This is a genomic window from Streptomyces sp. NPDC020597 (assembly GCF_044335095.1).
Lineage (GTDB): Bacteria > Actinomycetota > Actinomycetes > Streptomycetales > Streptomycetaceae > Streptomyces.
On sequence record NZ_JBIRUL010000004.1, the window covers coordinates 326,264 to 343,956 of the forward strand.

The following is a 17,693-nucleotide window of genomic DNA, read 5'->3' on the forward strand; positions in this document are numbered from 1 at the left end:
ACGGCGGCCGCCCCCGGATGGAGTGCAGGTCGTGTCGCGTCAGGCAGCGAGGACGAGAACGGATACGACCGGCGGACCTCGTCTGATCACCGAGTGCTGGAGCGTGGCGGCGCCGGGTGACTCCGGCGTGAGAAGCGCCGTGCGCGGGACGCCCACTCCCGCGGCCGGCGCGGTGGGCAGCCCCGCGAGCAGGGCGCGCACCAGCGCGAGCGCTCCGCGCAGGGACCGCACGAGCGCCCCCTCGGCGACACCGTGGGCGGACAGGGCGAGCAGCCGCAGCAGAGCCGTGTCGCCGCGCCGCAGCAGCCACCCGGCGGCGACGGCCGCGAGGACGTGGCCGAGCACCATGGGCAGGGACGGCAGCAGCGACATCGCCGAGCCGTCGCCGGCGCCGCCGACGGCGTCCGCGGGATGCTGCATCGAACTCATCCCGGGCATGCCGCTCATGCCGGCGCCGCTGCCGCCCATGCCGCCGCTCGCCCCGTCGCCGGGGGAGTACAGCCGGGCGTCGACGAGTATCTTCCGGGCCTGGGCAGGACTGATCGGCGCCGCCGCGGCCCCGCACACCAGCCGGGCCGCCCGTTCGACGAGCGAGGCGTCGGACGCTGACAGCGCGGCGGAGGCGGAAGCAGCGGAAACCGAATGCGGAACGGACGTCGACGCGGCGGCCGAGACGGAGGCGGTGTGCTGTCCGAACCCGAACAGGGTGTGCAGCACGGTCTGTCCGAGCGCGAGGAGCGCGGCGATGCCCGGCGCCGAGCGCGCGCGTCCCGCGAGCGGCGCCGCCACCGCGACCACGGCGAGGAAGCCCACGCCCAGGGTCCACAGCGGAACGGCGGCGCAGGAGGCCGCCGTGTGCCCGACCGCGGCCAGCACGACGCAGACCGCGGCGAACACCGCGGCCCGCAGCAGCCGGAGATCGCGTCCGGAGCGCTCGCTGGAGGGGGCAGTCATGGCGGGCTCATCATCGCACTGGCCCTGCCGCCGCCCCACGGCAGGTCCGCGCGGCCCGCGCCCTGGGTCCGCGCGGCCCACACGATCCGGAAGATCGTCTTCTGTGGTGAGCGGTGTGCCTGATGCTCCTGCGTCCCACATACACCGATTTCCCGCCTGCGGGCATCCCCCATATGGGCGGCATCACGCGGAATTCACGCTTACATACGGCTGCGGGCGGCAATACGTATCGGTATGTCGAGCCGCAGCCAGGAGGCTGGAGCATGAGCATCTGGTGGTCACTCCATCTGCGGCGCGAAGCCGCGAGCGTGCCGCTCGCCCGCCGCCTGCTGCTCGGCACGATGGAGACGGCGGGCGTCGATCCCGACGTCAGCTACGACCTCTCCGTCGCCCTGAGCGAGGCCTGCGCCAACGCCGTCGAGCACGGTGGGGACACCGGGACCGGCGGCTGTTCCGAGGCGTACCGGGTGACGGCCTACCTCGACGGCGAGACGTGCCGCATCGAGGTCGCCGACTCCGGTCCGGGGTTCGCCGGTGAGCGCCCCGCCGCCGCGCGGGTGCGCACGAACGCCGACGCCGAGCAGGGCCGGGGCCTGTTCCTCATCCAGGAGCTCGCCGACCACGTCCACATCGGCAACACGCCGGGGCGCGGCGGGGCGGTCGTGAGCTTCGACAAGATCCTGAAGTGGCGCAAGGACGCCCCGCTGATGGCCGTGTGAAGCCTGTCGATCCGTCAGTTATCTCTCCGGGGCATGGATTTCGTCCTTCCGTCCGCACTCACAGGTTCCTCTCAGCGGCCGTCCAGCCGGCTGACGGGCGGTGTTCCTACCCTGCTGTCCATGACGGGACACCACCAGGACACCACCCTCCCCCTCCCCCGGCGCCGCGCCCTCCTGGTCGCGTGCGGCCCGGGCGGCACACCCCCGGGCGACGCCCCGACGGCGTCCGCGTCCTCCTGAGTCAGCACATGCCCGGCCGAGAGGACGAGGAGCTCGCGCAGGCCGCGGTGGCCGCGCTGAAGGACCAGCTGGCGCTGGCCCCCAAACCCGGCCTGCCCGATCCCCGCGACCGGGCCGCCCGGGTCACCCGCAGGGACCACTGCGCGCTGCGCTGGTCGGCCGGCGCGCTCGCACCCGGACTCGCGGCGATGGCCGCGGCCGCCCGCCGCACCGGCGAGCCCACGCCCCGGCTCCGCGCGGAGCTGGGCGCGATCGGACGGTGCACCGAGCACTCGGTGGGCCTCGCCGGCGGCGGGCACCGGGGCGCCCTGTGGACGCTCGGCCTGCTGGTCGCGGCGGCCGCCCTCGACCCCGGGGCGCGGGGCGTCGAGGTCACGGCGACCGCCAAGCGGATCGCCGCGCACCCCGACCGTGCGGCCCCGCGCCGGCCCTCGCGGGGCGCGACGGTCTCGGCGAGGTACGGCGCGGCCGGCGCCCGGGGTGAGGCCCGCGCCGGGTTCCCGCACGTGCGCAGGGCGTTGGACGCCCTGGCGCGGGCGCGCACGGCCGGCGCCGGTGAGGCGGAGGCCCGCCTCGACGCCCTGCTCACCGTGATGTCGACCCTCCAGGACACCGAACTCCTGCACACGGCCGGACCCTTGGGCCTGCGTCACGTCCAGGCGGGCGCCCGCGCGGTCCTCGAAGCCGGCGGCACGTCGACGGAGCCCGGCGCGAAGGCCCTGGACGCCTTCGACACCGACCTCCACGCGCGCGCGTGGAGCCCCCGCGGCAGCGCGGGCCTCCTGTCGGGCGCCCTCTTCGTCGACTCCCTTGCGGCCACTGAGCACTGTGCATCGTGAGCTCCACCCCGCCAGGGCTCCACCGCTCCACCCCGCCGGCGCTCCACCGCGTCACCCGGTCGCGGGGGCCGCTGCCGTCGCCGGTACCGCTGCCGTCGGCGTCCCCGCGGCCGCGGTCGCCGCCGCCGCACCGGCCGTCTCCGCGTCCCGTCCCGCCGCTGCCCGTCGCGCCGCCGGGCCCATGGCGTAGGACGCCGCCACCATCGCCGCCCCCAGCAGCAGCCAGCCCGGCGTGCCCCACTCGACGAGCAGCCAGGTGAGGACCAGCGGGCCGAGGGTGCGGGCCACCGTGACGCCGGTGCCGAACAGGCCCTGGTACTCGCCGACGCGGTCGGCCGGGGCCAGGTCGAAGGAGAGCTGCCAGGAACCCGCGGACTGCCCCATCTCGGCCACCACCTGCAGCACCGACCCCAGCACCAGGACGCCCGCCGCCACCCACGGGGACGCCCCCGCGGACAGGGCGAACACGGCGCAGGCGGCGCACATCACCCAGCCCGCGCGGCGCACCGCGCGCGTGGCGCTCGCCGGCCCGGTCACCCCGCGCGCCGCCCGTACCTGGAACGCCGTGACCGCGGCCGTGTTGAGGACGAACAGCGCGGAGACCAGCCAGGCGGGCGCCCCCGTCCGCTCGGTGATCCACAGTGGCAGCACGAGGCTCAGCAACGGCATCCGCAGCAGCAGCACGGTGTTGAGGAGCGCCACCAGCGCATAGGGACGGTCCCGGAGCACCCCGAGGCCGCTTCCGCCCGGGTGGAGCGCCCGGGGCGCCACCCGGGGCAGCGCGGCGAGCAGCAGCGCGCACACCAGGAAGCTCACCGCGTCGACGGCGAACACGCCGAGGTAGGCCGCCCGGGTGCCGGCGTGCAACGCGAGCCCGCCGAGCCCCGCGCCCACGGCCAGCCCCGCGTTCAGCGTCGCCTGGAGGCGCGCCAGCAGCCCCGTCCGCTCGCCGGCCGGCACCAGCCCGGCCAGCAGGGCCTGCCGGGCCGCCGCGAGCCCCGACTGGGCGGCCGCGTAGCCGCACGCCACGAGGACGAACGGCACGAACCCGCGCACGAGGGTGAAGGACGCCACCGCCAGCCCCGTCGCCAGCGCCAGCAGCACCGCCGTCCCACGGGCCCCGTGCCGGTCGGCGAGTCGGCCCAGGGGCACCCCGGCGAGCGAGCCGACCGCCCACCCGAGGGTGAGACCGAGCCCCACGCGCGCGGGGGCGAGACCGATCATCTGCGTGAAGTACAGGGCCGACGTCGTGTAGTACGCCCCGTCCCCGACCGAGTTGCTCAGCTGGGCGAGCGCGAGCAGACGTTGGGGGCCGCTCCGCCGGGAGCCGGTTCGGTGAGGGCGGGTCCGCTGGTCGAGAGTCTTCGGCATACCCCTGACGCTAGGACCCGGATGGGTCCCCCGACAGCACCAATACGGGCCTGGGAAACTGGTCCAATCACTCCCCGTCCAGCACCTTCGCCAGCACGTCCAGCGCCTGCGGATACAGCCGTTCCCTGGGGGTGCCGTACCCGACGACCAGTCCCTGCGCGGCTCCGGCGCCGGGTGTGTGCCAGTGGTCGCCGAGCCGGCCCACCGCCAGCCCTTCGGCCTCCGCCCGGGCGATCGTCGCCTCCTCGTCGCCGACGTCCACCAGTGCGTGCAGCCCGGCCGCGATCCCGCGTACGCCCCGGCGCCTTCCCAGCCGTTCCAGCAGCAGGTCACGGCGGCGCCGGTAGCGCAGCCGGGACGCGCGGACGTGCCGGTCGTAGGCGTGGCTGTCGATCAGCTCGGTGAGCGCCAGCTGGCCGATCGACTCGGTGTGGTGGTCGCTGTGCAGCTTGGCGTCCGCGACCGCGTCGACCAGCTGCGGCGGCAGCACCATCCAGCCGAGCCGCAGCGCGGGACCGAGGGTCTTGGAGGCGGTGCCCAGATAGGCGACCTGCCCCGGCGCCATGCCCTGGAGCGCCCCCACCGGCTGTCGGTCGTAGCGGAACTCCCCGTCGTAGTCGTCCTCGACGATCAGCGCGTCACGCGCGCGTGCCCACTCGGTCAGGGCGCGCCGCCGGCCCGGAGCCAGCGTCACGCCCGTGGGGTACTGGTGGGCGGGCGTGACGACCACGGCGCGCGCGTCGCCCAGGTCGGCGACGCGCACTCCCTGCTCGTCGACCGGCGCGGGCATCACGGTGCCGCCGTTGCGGCGTACGACCTCGCGGTGGAACGGCAGCCCGGGGTCCTCCATCGCGACCCGGCCGCCGTCCAGCACGCGCGTGAGGAGCGCGAGGCCCTGCACGTACCCGGAGGTGACCACGATCCGCTCGGGCGGCGCGATGACGCCCCGCGCCCGCCCCAGGTACTCCGACAGCGCGGTGCGCAGCTCGATGCGGCCGCGCGGGTCGCCGTAGTCGTACGCGAGCGAGGGCGCCGTCGCGATGGCGCGGCGCAGCGCGCGCAGCCAGGCCGCCGCCGGGAAGGTCCCGACGTCGGGGCTGCCGGGACGCAGGTCGAAACGCGGCTCACGCGCGCGGGTGGCGGCGCCCAGCGGGTCGGCCGCGGCGGGCGGCAGGACGGCGACCCGGGTTCCCGAGCCCTGCCGTGCCGTCAGATAGCCCTCGGCGACCAGCTGGTCGTAGGCGGCCTTCACGGTGTTGCGGGAGATGCCGGTCTCGGCGGCGAGCCGCCGGGTGGCGGGCAGCCGGCTCCCCGGCGCCAGCCGCCCCTCCCGCACGGCGTCCCGCAGCGCCCGCTCCAGCCCCGTCCGCCGCCCCTCGCCGCTGTCGGGCTCGAGATGCAGATCGACGCCGACCCCGGACCAGAAATCGTTCACCAAGTCCCCCCTGGACATGAAAAACCCCGGACGGTGCGGTCGCCCGACCCGGCAGGAGCCCGACCCGGGCCCAGCGCACGGGAAGGGCCGGGCACTCACCAGTACCCGGCCCTCTACCCGGCCGTCGTCCGGACCGTCAGCCCTTCAGCGAAGCCATCCAGGCCTCGACCTCGTCGGAGCGGCGCGGCAGGCCGTCCGACAGGTTCCGGTTGCCGTCCTGCGTGACGAGGATGTCGTCCTCGATGCGGACGCCGATCCCCCGGTACTCCTCGGGCACCGTCAGGTCGTCGGCCTGGAAGTACAGGCCGGGCTCGACCGTGAGCACCATGCCGGGCTCCAGCGTGCCGTCGACGTACGACTCCACGCGCGCGGCGGCGCAGTCGTGGACGTCCATGCCGAGCATGTGACCGGTGCCGTGCAGCGTCCAGCGCCGCTGCAGGCCGAGCTCGAGGACGCGCTCCACCGGGCCCTCGACGAGGCCCCACTCGACGAGCTTCGCGGTGAGCACGCGCTGCGCGGCGTCGTGGAAGTCGCGGTACTTGGCGCCCGGACGCACGGCCTCGATGCCGGCCTCCTGGGCCTCGTACACCGCGTCGTAGATCTGCTTCTGGATCTCGGTGAAGCGGCCGTCGACGGGCAGCGTGCGCGTGACGTCGGCGGTGTAGTACGTGTGCGTCTCGACGCCCGCGTCGAGCAGCAGCAGGTCACCGGAGCGCACGGGCCCGTCGTTGCGCACCCAGTGCAGGGTGCAGGCGTGCGGGCCGGCCGCGGCGATGGTGCCGTAGCCGACGTCGTTGCCCTCCACGCGCGCGCGGAGGAAGAACGTGCCCTCGATGTACCGCTCGCTCGTGGCCCGGGCCGAGTCGAGGACCTTCACGACGTCCTCGAAGCCGCGGACCGTGGAGTCGACGGCCTTCTGCAGTTCGCCGATCTCGAAGTCGTCCTTGACCAGCCGGGCCTCGGAGAGGAAGACGCGCAGCTCCTCGTCGCGTTCGGCGGTGACCTTGTCGGTCAGGGCCGCCTCGACGCCCGCGTCGTGACCGCGCACGACGCGCACCGGGCCGGTGGCCTCGCGCAGCCGGCCGGCCAGCTCGCGCACGTCGGAGGCCGGGATGCCGTACAGCTTCTCGGCCTCCGTGAGCGAGTGCCGGCGGCCCACCCACAGCTCGCCCTGGCCGGACAGCCAGAACTCGCCGTTCTCGCGGTCGGAACGCGGCAGCAGGTGGATCGTGGCCCGGTGACCGTCGTCGACGGGCTCCAGCACCAGGACGCCGTCCTCGGTCTGGTTGCCGGTGAGGTACGCGTACTCGACGGAGGCGCGGAAGGCGTACTCGGTGTCGTTGGAGCGGGTCTTCAGGTTGCCCGCCGGGATCACCAGCCGCTCGCCCGGGAAACGCGCGGAGAGCGCGGCCCGGCGGGCGGCGGTCTCGCCGGCCTGGGCGATCGGCTCCAGGTCGTGCATCTCGGTGTCCGCCCAGCCGGACTTCATGTTCTCGGCCAGCTCGTCGGAGACGCCCGGGTACAGGCCGTTCTTCCGCTGCTTGACGGGCTCCTCGGGCTCGGTCTCCGGGCCGGCTGCGGTGGCAGCGTCATCCGGCGCAGCCGGGGTGGGCTCGTCGGCCATGGTCATCCTCCTAGGTACGGCACTGGACCCCCTCCATCGTACGGTCGTACGGAAGGGGGCCCAGGCCCGAATGACCTCTTACGCCGCTGTCGCCGCCGCCCTACTCGAAACGGGCCGCCAGCAGCACCACGTCCTCGTCGCTGTCCTGGTCGTACAGGCCGTCCGGCAGCATCGTGCGCAGTACGTGGTCGGCGACCGCCCCGGGGTCCTGACGCAGCGCCTTCGGCACCCCGGCGGCGGCCGCGTGCAGCCGGGCGAAGGCGCGGTCGGCGGGGTCGCCGGTGCGGTGCAGCAGTCCGTCGGTGTAGAGCAGCACCGTCTCGCCGGGCTCCGCCTCCAGCTCGACGCTGGGCGCCTCCCAGCAGGCCAGCATGCCCAGGGGCGCGGAGACGGAGGTCTCCACGAACTCCGTGCGCCGCTCCCCGACCAGCAGCGGCGGGCAGTGCCCCGCGCCGGCCAGGGTGATCTTGCGCAGGGCGGGCTCGCAGTACGCGAACAGCGCGGTGGCGGACCGCGCCGGCTCGGTCAGCCGCAGCAGCAGCTCCAGGTCGGACAGGACGGCGACGGGGTCCTCGCCCTCCATCACCGCGTACGCCCGCAGGGAGGCGCGCAGGCGGCCCATCGCGGCGACGGCGCTCGGCCCGGACCCGGTGACGGACCCGACGGCCAGCCCCAGGGCGGCGTCCGGCAGCGGCAGCGCGTCGTACCAGTCACCGCCTCCGCGGGGGCCGGTGCGGTGCCGGGCGGCGAGCTGGACGCCGGGCACGCGCGGCAGCCGGGACGGCAGCAGCTCCTCGGACATGGTCCGCATGCACGTGCGGGTGCGCTCGAGCTCCACGAGTCGCGCCAGGTGCTCGGCGGCGTACCGGACGTACAGGCCGATCAGGTGGCGCTGGCGTTCGCCCGGCTCGGCGGGCTCGTCGTACAGCCACACGGCCGCACCGAGCCGGCCAAAGGCGCCGTCCGGCTCCAGCGGCAGCGCGTAGCTGGCGGCGTAGCCGAGGCGGGCGGCCACCTCGCGGTGGCGGGGGTCGAGGCCGTCGCCGGAGAGGAGGTCGGGCTCGGTGATCTCCCCTTCGCCGCCGGGCAGTCCGTCGAGGATGCGGCCGTAGGACAGGGCGCTGCGCGGGACGGTTTCGATGTGGCCGAGGTCGGCACGGCCGAGGCCCAGTCCGATGGTGGTGTCGGGGCCCAGTCCGTCGGCCGGTTCGAGGACGACGAGGCCGCGGCGGGCGCCCACGAGGGCGGCTCCGGCGTGCAGCAGTTCCTGAAGGGCGTCCTGGAGGACGACCGTGCGGGCCAGGCGTTCGGTGAGCTCGTGCAGGGTGGTGAGGTCCGAGACCCAGCCGGCCAGCCGGTCCGTCAGCAGCGCTCCGGGGCCCGACATGCCGGGAGGGCCGGACGACGGGTCCGGGGATACGGAGGTGGCGGCCGGGACGGCGGAACCGCCCGGGACGGCGGGCGCGGGCGGGACAGTGTGTGCGGGCGAGGGAACCGTTGGATCGATTCCGGCCACTTTCGGAGGGTGAGGGGCGTTCATGGCGTCCGGCTCTCGGACCGGAGCGTATTGCTCAAAAGCATCGCAAACCCCCATGTCATTCTGCGCCGCTAGCGGTGTCTCCACATGTACACGCACTCGTGAGGGGATGTCCAGCATTGTCCTGCCGAGCTCGCTGGTGTCCACGGGGTCTTTGGGAGAATCGCGCACGGTTCTTCCGGCTCCCTTGCGAAATTGCAAGATTGGCTTAAAACTGCCTCGGGTAACGGTTGATTGCGGTCGACTGGCCTTGTTCCACGGAGCGTCACAGCGGTCGTGTTGGGTACGTACTCGGTAAGGGCCAGGGGTCGTCGGGAGCTCGTGGGGAGCCTCCGGAACCTGGTGACCGCGCCGGGCGTCATAGCCATCGACGACCGTGCCCCATCCTCCCGCGGCGGAGGCGGAGAGAAATACGTGCGACGTTAAACGCCAGACTTCGCCACCCCACGCCACGCCCAAGCATTTAGATGGACGCGAGTCGGACCGAGTGGCCGCGTGAGCAGCCACCGCTCGACCCTGAGGGGTTCCCCTTGTTCCGTACAGGGGTGTGATGCGCCAACAGGTACGCACAGTGAAGTGATCGACACATGGTGTGATGTGGCCCACGGTGTTGCCAGCGGTGCAACGGAAAGGAACGAGCGCTCATGCGCGAGATCCTCGGAAAGCGACGCAGGCTCCTGTCCCAGTCCGGCGACGCAGGACCTGAGTTGATCGACTCGGCCCTGACGTTCGCGACGGACTGGCAGTGGCCCGTCCTCCCGGGAGCGGCGGCGGACCAGCGGAGCACCTCCCGCTGCACCTGCCCCGACCCGGAGTGCACGGTCCCCGGTGCTCACCCCTTCGACCCCGGCCTGCTCGCGGCCACCTGCGACGCCCGCATGGTGCGCTGGTGGTGGGGCAACCGGCCGGCCGCACCGATCATCCTGGCCACCGGGGGCGCCGCCCCCTGCGCGGTCAGCCTCCCCGCCCTCGCGGCGTCGCGCGCGCTCGTGGCGCTCGACCAGCAGGGCATGCGCCTCGGGCCGGTCGTCGCCTCGCCCACGCGCTGGTCCATCCTCGTCCGGCCGTACTCGATGGAGCAGCTGGGCGAGCTGCTCTACGCCAAGGACTTCGTGCCGGGCTCCCTGCGCTTCCACGGCGAGGGCGGCTACATCGCCCTGCCCCCGTCGGTGACGGGCGGCGGGGACATCCGCTGGGAGCGGGCTCCGCTGCCCGGCTCGGCCTCGCCCTGGGTGCCCGACGTCGAGGCCGTGGTGGACGCCGTCGTGGACGCCCTCACTCGTACGGGTGTGAGCGCCCCCGAGTTGTAGGGGTGTCGGGCGCGCGCCGGCCGGGGCGTCCGCGTTCGCCCTCTATCTTCCGCTACATGAACCTTCGTCTGCTCGCCCTCGGGGGCGCCGTGGCCTGCGCGATCGCCCTGCCCCTGGCCATGGCGTCCGCGGGGCCGGCCGGCGAGGGCGGACACGCGCCCGACCGGGCCGGCGTGCCGGCGGACGGCAGGCCCCTGTCCGACGCGGCCGGCGGGCCGGCCGAAGGCGAGGCGGACCGGCCCACGGGTCCTGCCGTCGGCGCGGCGGGCGCCGCCGGCGCGGCCCGCGATCTGCGCGCGGCCGGCGAGGAGGACCCCGAGGCGACGTCAGCGGCGCCCTCCGGGCCGCCGCTGACGCTGGGCCTCGGCCTGGCCACTGCCGCCCGCTGCGGCCCCGAGCTGGCCTCCCCCGACGGGGTGGAGGCGCAGACCTGTGTGCTCTCCCGGGGCGAGGACACCTGGGCGCGTACCTACTACCGCAACGCCACGGGGCGCGCTCTGGACGCCTTCCTGAGCCTCATGGGCCCCGCGGGCCGCACCGTGCAGACGAGGTGCGCGGTGGCCGCCGAGGACGAGCCGGAGTCCTGCGAGACGCCCCACGAGCCGAGCCACGGAAAGCAGGCCGCGTACACGGCGGTCACGGAATTCGCCGAAGCGATCGCAGACGGCCCGCTGCTGTTGCGCTCCGGCAGCAACTTCCCTTCGGATACGGGCAGTTGACGTGCGGCGTCGATGCGTGAGCGGGACCGGAAACAGAAGAACCCGGTTGCTGGCGACGGGGGATGCACCAGCAACCGGGCTACTCGAACGGTAACAAGAGAACGGCGCTACGCAAATTCGATCTCTTGTTTTCATCGGCTTTCCGGACACCGGCGAATCGCCGCCCGAGGCCTCGACTCGCCTTGTTTCGGGGGCAGTTGTGAGCGGGCTCACGCCGGCCCCCGGTGTCCGGGCTGCTGACCGGCCGGTCAGCGCGGCCGTCTTTCGTACCTGTGCGTCAGCTGAGCGTCACCTGTCGGTTGGTCAGGCCGCCGCGGGCGCGGCGCTCGTCGGCGGTGAGGGGCGCGTCCGAGGCCAGCGCCCCGGCCAGGCGCTCGGCGAACTCGGCGGCCGGCTTCTCCACGTCGTCCGCGGTGACCGCGCTCGGCAGGTCCCAGACCGGCACCAGCACGCCGTGCGCCCGGAACGAGCCCACCAGACGCGTGCCCTCGCCGAGGCCGGAGGCGCCCGCCGCGTGCAGCCGCGCAAGGGCGTCCAAAAGCCGCTCCTCCGGGTGCGGCATGACCCAGCGCAGGTGGTTCTTGTCCGGCGTCTCGCACCAGTACGCGGCGTCGACGCCGGTCAGCTTCACGGTCGGGATCGCCGCGGCGTTGGCGCGCTCCAGGGAGGCGGCGACGTCCGGCACGGCGTTCTCCGGGTCCGGGACCCAGAACTCGAAGCCGCTGTGCACAACTGGCTCGAACGCGCCTTCGGCGTCGAGCAGATCCTGCATCCGCGGACCGTCCGCCGGGGCGCGCCGCGCCTGCACGGGAGTGCCGGGGTCCGCCTCGAGCGCCCGCTGCAGGGTGTCCGCCAGGTCACGGCTGAGGTCGCCCGACGGCGTGTCGTTCTGCAGGCCGAGCAGCACCGAGCCGTCGTCGCGGCGCAGCGCGGGCCAGGCCATCGGCAGGACGGTGGCGAGCGTGACGGACGGGACGCCCTCGGGCAGGCCGCCCTTCAGGGTCAGCTCCACCGTGGCGGCGGGCACCAGCTCGCGCAGCGCCACCCAGTCGCACTCGCCGGGCAGGCCCTCGAAAGGACGCTGCACCAACTCGGTCACCGCGTGCGCCGCGGCCCGGCCGTGGCAGGCCTTGTAGCGGCGGCCGCTGCCGCACGGGCAGGGCTCCCGCGCGCCGACGACCGGGATGTCCGCGTCGGTGGGCTGCGGCCGCTTGGCCGTCGTCTGGGGTCGCTTCTTGGCCATCTGGGTGTCTCCCGGTTACGGCTCGTCTGGTACGGCGGGAGCCTAGCCGTTCGTACGCTCCGTCACGGGAACCCGTGGGCGACGCGGCGGTCGTGCGCGACGCCCCGCGCCGCGCTCCGGGACCGCGCGGCGACCCCGGACCCCGCGATCCCGCCCCTCACGCCCGGTCGTTGCGCGTCCTGCTCCCGGCCGCCCGGGTCGTCCGCGCCCCGTTCTCGGCGCCCCGGCTCCCGCCGTCCCGGTTCTCGCCGTCCCGGTTCTCGCCGTCCCAATTCTCGGCGTCCCCGGTCCAGGTGGTCAGTCCAGGTCGTCGAAGGCGTCGGCGAAGTCGAGGCCGGGGATCGAGGCCACCGGCGGGGCGGCGACCCGGCTCGCGAAGTCGTCGCGCCGACAGCCGGCGTCCGGGTCGTACACGTCCGCGTGGACGACGGCCCACACCGTCACCTCGCCGCGGGCGTCGTCCCGGACGCCCCAGTCGTCGGACAGCGCCGTGATGATGTTGAGCCCGCGGCCGCCGTGCGCGGTGACCGACGGGGTGGCCGGCGCGGGCCGGGTCGGGCCGCCGCCGTCGGTCACCTCGACCACCAGTCGGCCGCCCGGGTCGACCCGCCACGCGGCCCGGACGTCGCCGTCCCCGGCCAGGTCGTCGCCCAGCGGTCTGCCGTGCTTGCAGGCATTGCTCAGAAGTTCGGAAAGGATCAGTACGGCGTCGTCGATGACCGATTCCGACACCCCGCCCCTGCGCAGCTGATCGCGCATGCGGTGTCTCGCGTTTCCCACGCCCGCAGGGCCATGGGATACGGCCATGCTCGACGACGCGGGCACCTCCTGTGCCACCACCAACGCCACCCCCGAGACCTCCTTCGCCCCACGCCACGGAGTGGATGCCCCATTGGCCTGTACCGGAAACCGGCCAATGCAGGTCCGGCGACGCATTCGGGACGGCCGAACACGCAGCGAACGCGCCGGAGCACTCCCTGTGAGCGCCTGTTCAGTGCGTGGCTGAATTTGGACGGTATGGCTGGAACGGAGAATGCTGTAGGCGTGCTGTGTGGTCAAGAGGTGTGGATGGGGCTTGTGGGACTTCTGTGACTTTCTCCGAATGGACATCGGCCCGTTCTGAGCTCGGAGCGCGGGGGTGTACGGGCCGGGATCAGCGGCCCAGTCGACCGAGCACCGCGCGCGGACGGTTGGTGATGATGGCGTCGACGCCCAGTTCGACGCAGACGTCGACGTCGCCGGGCTCGTTCACCGTCCACACGTGCACCTGGTGCCCGGCCCGCTTCAGCCGCTCGACGTAGCCGGGGTGGCTGCGCACGATCCGCATCGACGGGCCGGCGATCCCGACGCCCGCGGGCAGCCGTCCGTCGCGCAGGCGGGGCGAGACGAACTGCATCAGGTACACCGTCGGCATCGTGGGAGCGGCCGCGCGCACCCGGTGCAGGGAGCGGGCCGAGAAGCTCATGATCCGCACCGGGGACTCGGCCGCCGAGGACGGGGCGTCCAGGCCGAACGTCTTGAGGAGCGCCAGCAGCCGCTCCTCCACCTGTCCGGCCCACCGCGTCGGATGCTTGGTCTCGATGGCCAGCTCCACCCGGCGTCCCGCGTCGGAGACGAGCTCCAGCAGCCGCTCGAGGGTGAGGACGGAGGTCTCCTCGCGGTCCTCGGGCCGGACCTCCCAGTCCGGGTCCTCCTCGCGCGCCTGCCAGGCGTCGCGGGCCTCCTTCGTCTTCCAGGAGCCGAAGTCCAGCGCCGTGAGATCGGCGAGCTCCAGGGCGGAGACCGCGCCGCGGCCGTTGGACGTACGGTTGACGCGACGGTCGTGCACGCAGACGAGATGACCGTCCGCGGTCAGCCGTACGTCGCACTCGAGGGCGTCCGCGCCGTCTTCGATCGCCTTCCTGTACGCGGCCAGGGTGTGCTCGGGGGCGTCCTCGGAAGCGCCTCGGTGAGCGACGACTTGAATGTGGTGCTGCCGTGCGTGAGTCACCGCGTCATCGTGCCACCGGCACGCACTCGTCTGAGAACCCTCTGAGATGTTTCGATGATGCGCGCTTATTGTGCGTAATACCCCTTATAAAGAATGGCCAAGGACCCACAGCCACCGCTTATGGTGCTCTGACGGCCCGTGGGAAAAGCTGAGACGTACACAGGAACACCTGTACCGCTTCAGCGCGCGACGAGCGTGACCTGAGTACGACCGACGACAACAGCCGTGGATCGAGGAGAAGAGCTGTGAGCACCGAGAACGAGGGCAAGAACGAGGGCACCCAGGTACCCCCGGCCCCGTCCGCACCCCCCGTGCCGGTGGATTCTCCCTCGGCCCCCACGCAGCAGCCCGCGCCGGACGCGGCCGCGACCGGCGCCGAGTTCCCGGCGGCGTCCGTACAGGCGCCGGAGGCGCCCGCCCACGCGGCGAGCGCCGCCGAGGCCGGCTGGCCGCCGCCCGCCGCGCCGCAGGGCGCACCCGCCCCGACGGACGGCGACTGGCCGCCGCCGGCCCCGTCGCAGGCGCCCCCGGCCCCGCACACCGCCGCGGCCCCACCCGCCGCCGCCCCGCACGGCTATCCGGCCGCCCCCGAAGGAGACCGGCCGGGCCACGCCCCGGCCGCGCCGGTGTACGCCGACGCGGGCACGCACGCGTACGGCGACGGCGGCACGCACGCGTACGGGGACAGCGGCACGCACGCGTACGGGGACAGCGGCTCCGCGGCTGCCGGCGGCGCCGGTGGAAGTGGGACCGTCTGGGGCGCGTCCTATCAGCAGCCCGCGCCGAAGTCGGGCCGGGGGCGTGGCGGGCTCGTCGCCGCGATCCTGGTCGCCGCACTGGTCGCGGGCGGCCTCGGCGGCGGCCTCGGCTACACACTCGCCAAGAACGACGACGACACCGGCTCGACCACCGTCTCCTCCTCCACCAACGGCGGCGAGGTCAAGCGCGACCCCGGCACCGTCGCCGGAGTCGCCGCGAAGGCCCTGCCCAGCACGGTGACCATCCAGGCCGAGTCCAGCAGCGGCGAGGGCGGCACCGGCACCGGCTTCGTCTTCGACACCCAGGGCCACATCGTCACCAACAACCACGTGGTCGCCGAAGCAGTCGAGGGCGGCAAGGTGACGGCCACCTTCCCGAACGGGAAGAAGTACAACGCCGAGGTCGTGGGGCACGCCCAGGGCTACGACGTCGCCGTCATCAAGCTCAAGAACGCCCCCTCGGACCTGAAGCCGCTCACTCTCGGCAACTCCGACAAGGTGGCGGTCGGCGACTCGACGATCGCGATCGGCGCGCCCTTCGGCCTCTCCAACACGGTCACCACGGGCATCATCAGCGCGAAGAACCGCCCCGTGGCCTCCAGCGACAGCACCGGCAGCTCGGCCTCCTACATGAGCGCGCTGCAGACGGACGCCTCCATCAACCCGGGCAACTCGGGCGGTCCGCTGCTGGACGCCTCGGGCAACGTCATCGGCATCAACTCCGCGATCCAGTCCACCGGTGGCGGCGGCCTGGGCGGCACCACCCAGTCCGGGTCGATCGGCCTCGGCTTCGCCATCCCGATCAACCAGGCCAGGTATGTCGCCCAGCAGCTGATCAAGACCGGCGAGCCCGTCTACGCCAAGATCGGGGCGTCGGTCTCCCTGCAGGACTCCTCGGGCGGCGCGAAGATCACGGACACGGCCGCGGGCGGTGCGGCCGCGGTCGAGGCGGGCGGTCCGGCGGCCAAGGCCGGACTGAAGCCCGGCGATGTCATCACCAAGCTCGACGACATGGTGATCGACAGCGGTCCGACGCTCATCGGCGAGATCTGGACCCACCAGCCCGGCGACAAGGTCACGATCACCTACGAACGGGACGGCAAGTCGCACACCGTCGACCTGACCCTCGGCTCCCGCAAGGGCGACAACTGATCGTTTGCGGTTGCCCCCGGCCGCCCGCGCGCGTGACACCCGGTTCCGACGCCGACCCTCACGCGCGCGTGCGGCTCGTGGTCGTCCCGCCTGGCCGCCCGCCGGTCCTGCCGTCGATCAGCTGGCGCAGGACGTCCGGGTGGCCCTCGCACATGGCGTCTCCGTCGCCCCAGGACCTGCGGTCAGCGGACGTTCTTCATCGTGGAGCCGGCTCCGCCCGGCTCCTTCGGCGCCCACGCGGGAGCACGGGTCGCGTCCTTGAAATCGGACGACTTCATCAGAACCCGCCAGCCGTCGTCGCCCGCGTCCCCGTCGAGCCGAACGGTGAACTCCTTGACCTGACGGCTGTCGTGGAAGTACAGGACCACGACCTGGCGCTCTGAGCCGGCGTCGTAGAAATCGCCTGTCACACGACCCCGGGCGCCGGCGCCGAAGCCCTTGGCCCAGTTCTCGGCGGTCTTCCGGGCCTCCGTTCCGCTGCTGTCGCCGGTCGCCAGCTTGCGAAGGTCGTCCGTCCTGCCGTCGGCGATGTCCCACACGAGCTGCTGCACCACCAGCAGCGAGCCGGTGGAGGGGTAGCCGACCACGTGCAACGGCTCGTGGTCGGCATACGCCTGCTCGTAGGACGCCCCCTGCCCTCCGGCGTCGGCAGTGCTGCTGTCGAGGACAGCACATCCAGACGTCAGCAGCCCTGCTGCCGCCAGCCATCCGGCCGCCATGCGGCGCTGCTTCAACCGGGGCATCTCACATCCCTGCTCACCGCGGGTCTTCGCTAACCGCGGGTCTTCGGCCTGACGATCGTGACCTTCTCGATCGGGTTCGAGGTGTGAGCGTATCGATTGATCACCTCGTTGAGCGTGGTCTCGTTCTTCAGACCGTGCTGCACGATCCTCGCCCGCCCCTGCACCATGGCCGAGACGATCGCCACGTGGTTGTAGATCCTCTCCCTCTTCCACTTGAAGAAGACGAGGTCCCCCACCTTCGCGTCGTACTGGTGCGGAATCGTCTGGGCGTTCCGCCACTTGGTCACATGCCGCCGGAGGTAGTCGGCACTGGTCCAACTCCAGCTCTTGCCGAAGCCGTACCTGCCCTGCCACCAGGCGTTGTCCGCCTTGCGGCCGCCGGGACGCATCTTCATCCCGCCCCCGTTGTACAGGGCCTTGGAGACGAAGTTCGCGCAGTCGGTCCGGTACTCCCACCTGGTGTCCAGGTTGTTGTACGCCCAGTTGGCCGTTCCATGGCCGTTGATCGGCGCGGCGGCTGCTGCGGCCGCGGCAGCCGAATCCGCCGAATCCGCCGCCGCGGGCGCCGGGTTGGCGTCGGGACCGTAGACGCTCTCGTCGATGAGCGGCTGCGGGTCCACCTTCTGGTCGGCGGCGATGTCGCCGTTCGCGTCCGGAAGATGCGGATCGGCTGACGGCGCGGGCCAACCGCCCGAGGTCCACACCGCATCGGGAACAGCCGCGGAGAAACTGTCGGGAAGATCTATGGAGGGGCTGTCGGCAACGTCTGCGGAGACGCTGTCGGCAGCTTCCGTGGTGACGTTCGCCGTCTCTGCGACGGCGCCCGAAGCGCCGGGGACGTCCGTGACGGCGTTCGCCGTCCCTGTGGTGATGACGCCGCCGGCGGCGAGGGCGAGCACTGCTGCGCCGGTGATCGTACGGCTGAGCTTGTTGCGCAAGAATCCGGTTCCTTCCCCCTGTGATGAGTCCCGGCCGCCTGGTCGTGAATCGGTGCGGCTTCGGGACTCGCGATCAGAAGGATGGGGAGGGAGAGACCCGGGTTCCCGGTCGGCTGTTCGA

15 protein-coding genes are annotated in these 17,693 nt (G+C 73.2%); 5 read left to right on the forward strand and 10 right to left on the reverse strand.

Annotated features, from left to right (window positions below):
• Positions 1–39: 39 nt before the first annotated feature.
• Positions 40–954 (reverse strand): hypothetical protein, encoded by a 915-nt coding sequence (locus ACH4ZA_RS10065; RefSeq protein ID WP_319277045.1) that lies wholly within the window; start codon positions 952–954, stop codon positions 40–42.
• Positions 955–1,217: 263 nt separating this feature from the next.
• Here ACH4ZA_RS10065 and ACH4ZA_RS10070 point away from each other — a divergent pair, with 263 nt between their 5' ends.
• Both ACH4ZA_RS10070 and ACH4ZA_RS10075 read left to right on the forward strand, forming a co-directional pair.
• Positions 1,218–1,673 (forward strand): ATP-binding protein, encoded by a 456-nt coding sequence (locus ACH4ZA_RS10070; RefSeq protein WP_319277047.1) that lies wholly within the window; start codon positions 1,218–1,220, stop codon positions 1,671–1,673.
• A 248-nt stretch (positions 1,674–1,921) separates the two neighbouring features.
• Positions 1,922–2,752 carry a triphosphoribosyl-dephospho-CoA synthase gene (locus ACH4ZA_RS10075; protein WP_398428775.1) on the forward strand — a complete coding sequence of 277 codons (831 nt, stop codon included), beginning with the start codon at positions 1,922–1,924 and terminating at the stop codon, positions 2,750–2,752.
• 51 nt (positions 2,753–2,803) lie between these two features.
• Here the strand turns inward: ACH4ZA_RS10075 and ACH4ZA_RS10080 are convergent, their stop codons facing one another.
• From ACH4ZA_RS10080 to ACH4ZA_RS10095, 4 genes are all read right to left on the reverse strand, one after another.
• Positions 2,804–4,123, reverse strand: a complete 1,320-nt coding sequence (locus ACH4ZA_RS10080) for an MFS transporter (protein WP_398428776.1) — start codon at positions 4,121–4,123, stop codon at positions 2,804–2,806.
• 67 nt (positions 4,124–4,190) lie between these two features.
• The gene (locus tag ACH4ZA_RS10085; RefSeq protein WP_319277052.1) at positions 4,191–5,558 is read right to left on the reverse strand and encodes a PLP-dependent aminotransferase family protein; all 1,368 of its coding nucleotides are present in this window, start codon (positions 5,556–5,558) and stop codon (positions 4,191–4,193) included.
• 136 nt (positions 5,559–5,694) lie between these two features.
• Positions 5,695–7,188, reverse strand: a complete 1,494-nt coding sequence (locus ACH4ZA_RS10090) for an aminopeptidase P family protein (protein ID WP_398428777.1) — start codon at positions 7,186–7,188, stop codon at positions 5,695–5,697.
• 94 nt (positions 7,189–7,282) lie between these two features.
• Positions 7,283–8,839 (reverse strand): PP2C family protein-serine/threonine phosphatase, encoded by a 1,557-nt coding sequence (locus ACH4ZA_RS10095; protein ID WP_319277066.1) that lies wholly within the window; start codon positions 8,837–8,839, stop codon positions 7,283–7,285.
• Between the two features lie 524 nt (positions 8,840–9,363).
• On the opposite strand from ACH4ZA_RS10095, the gene ACH4ZA_RS10100 reads away from it, so the two are divergent.
• Together ACH4ZA_RS10100 and ACH4ZA_RS10105 are read left to right on the forward strand one after the other, a co-directional pair.
• Complete coding sequence (locus ACH4ZA_RS10100) at positions 9,364–10,029, forward strand: bifunctional DNA primase/polymerase (protein ID WP_319277054.1); 666 nt, start codon at positions 9,364–9,366, stop codon at positions 10,027–10,029.
• 56 nt (positions 10,030–10,085) lie between these two features.
• The gene (locus ACH4ZA_RS10105) at positions 10,086–10,748 is read left to right on the forward strand and encodes a hypothetical protein (protein ID WP_398428778.1); all 663 of its coding nucleotides are present in this window, start codon (positions 10,086–10,088) and stop codon (positions 10,746–10,748) included.
• Between the two features lie 277 nt (positions 10,749–11,025).
• On the opposite strand, the gene ACH4ZA_RS10110 is transcribed toward ACH4ZA_RS10105, so the two are convergent.
• The 3 genes from ACH4ZA_RS10110 to ACH4ZA_RS10120 form a co-directional block, all read right to left on the reverse strand.
• On the reverse strand, positions 11,026–11,991 hold the full coding sequence (locus tag ACH4ZA_RS10110; RefSeq protein WP_319282608.1) for a DUF5926 family protein: 966 nt from the start codon (positions 11,989–11,991) through the stop codon (positions 11,026–11,028).
• Positions 11,992–12,288: 297 nt separating this feature from the next.
• Positions 12,289–12,927 (reverse strand): ATP-binding protein, encoded by a 639-nt coding sequence (locus ACH4ZA_RS10115; RefSeq protein ID WP_319282612.1) that lies wholly within the window; start codon positions 12,925–12,927, stop codon positions 12,289–12,291.
• A 217-nt stretch (positions 12,928–13,144) separates the two neighbouring features.
• Positions 13,145–13,981, reverse strand: a complete 837-nt coding sequence (locus ACH4ZA_RS10120) for a glycerophosphodiester phosphodiesterase (RefSeq protein WP_319282605.1) — start codon at positions 13,979–13,981, stop codon at positions 13,145–13,147.
• 245 nt (positions 13,982–14,226) lie between these two features.
• Here ACH4ZA_RS10120 and ACH4ZA_RS10125 point away from each other — a divergent pair, with 245 nt between their 5' ends.
• Positions 14,227–15,891 (forward strand): S1C family serine protease, encoded by a 1,665-nt coding sequence (locus ACH4ZA_RS10125; protein WP_398428779.1) that lies wholly within the window; start codon positions 14,227–14,229, stop codon positions 15,889–15,891.
• Positions 15,892–16,073: 182 nt separating this feature from the next.
• On the opposite strand, the gene ACH4ZA_RS10130 is transcribed toward ACH4ZA_RS10125, so the two are convergent.
• Both ACH4ZA_RS10130 and ACH4ZA_RS10135 read right to left on the reverse strand, forming a co-directional pair.
• Positions 16,074–16,634, reverse strand: coding sequence for a hypothetical protein (locus ACH4ZA_RS10130; RefSeq protein ID WP_319279647.1), 561 nt, complete (start codon positions 16,632–16,634; stop codon positions 16,074–16,076).
• 29 nt (positions 16,635–16,663) lie between these two features.
• On the reverse strand, positions 16,664–17,572 hold the full coding sequence (locus ACH4ZA_RS10135; protein WP_398428780.1) for an amidase domain-containing protein: 909 nt from the start codon (positions 17,570–17,572) through the stop codon (positions 16,664–16,666).
• Positions 17,573–17,693 lie beyond the last annotated feature (121 nt).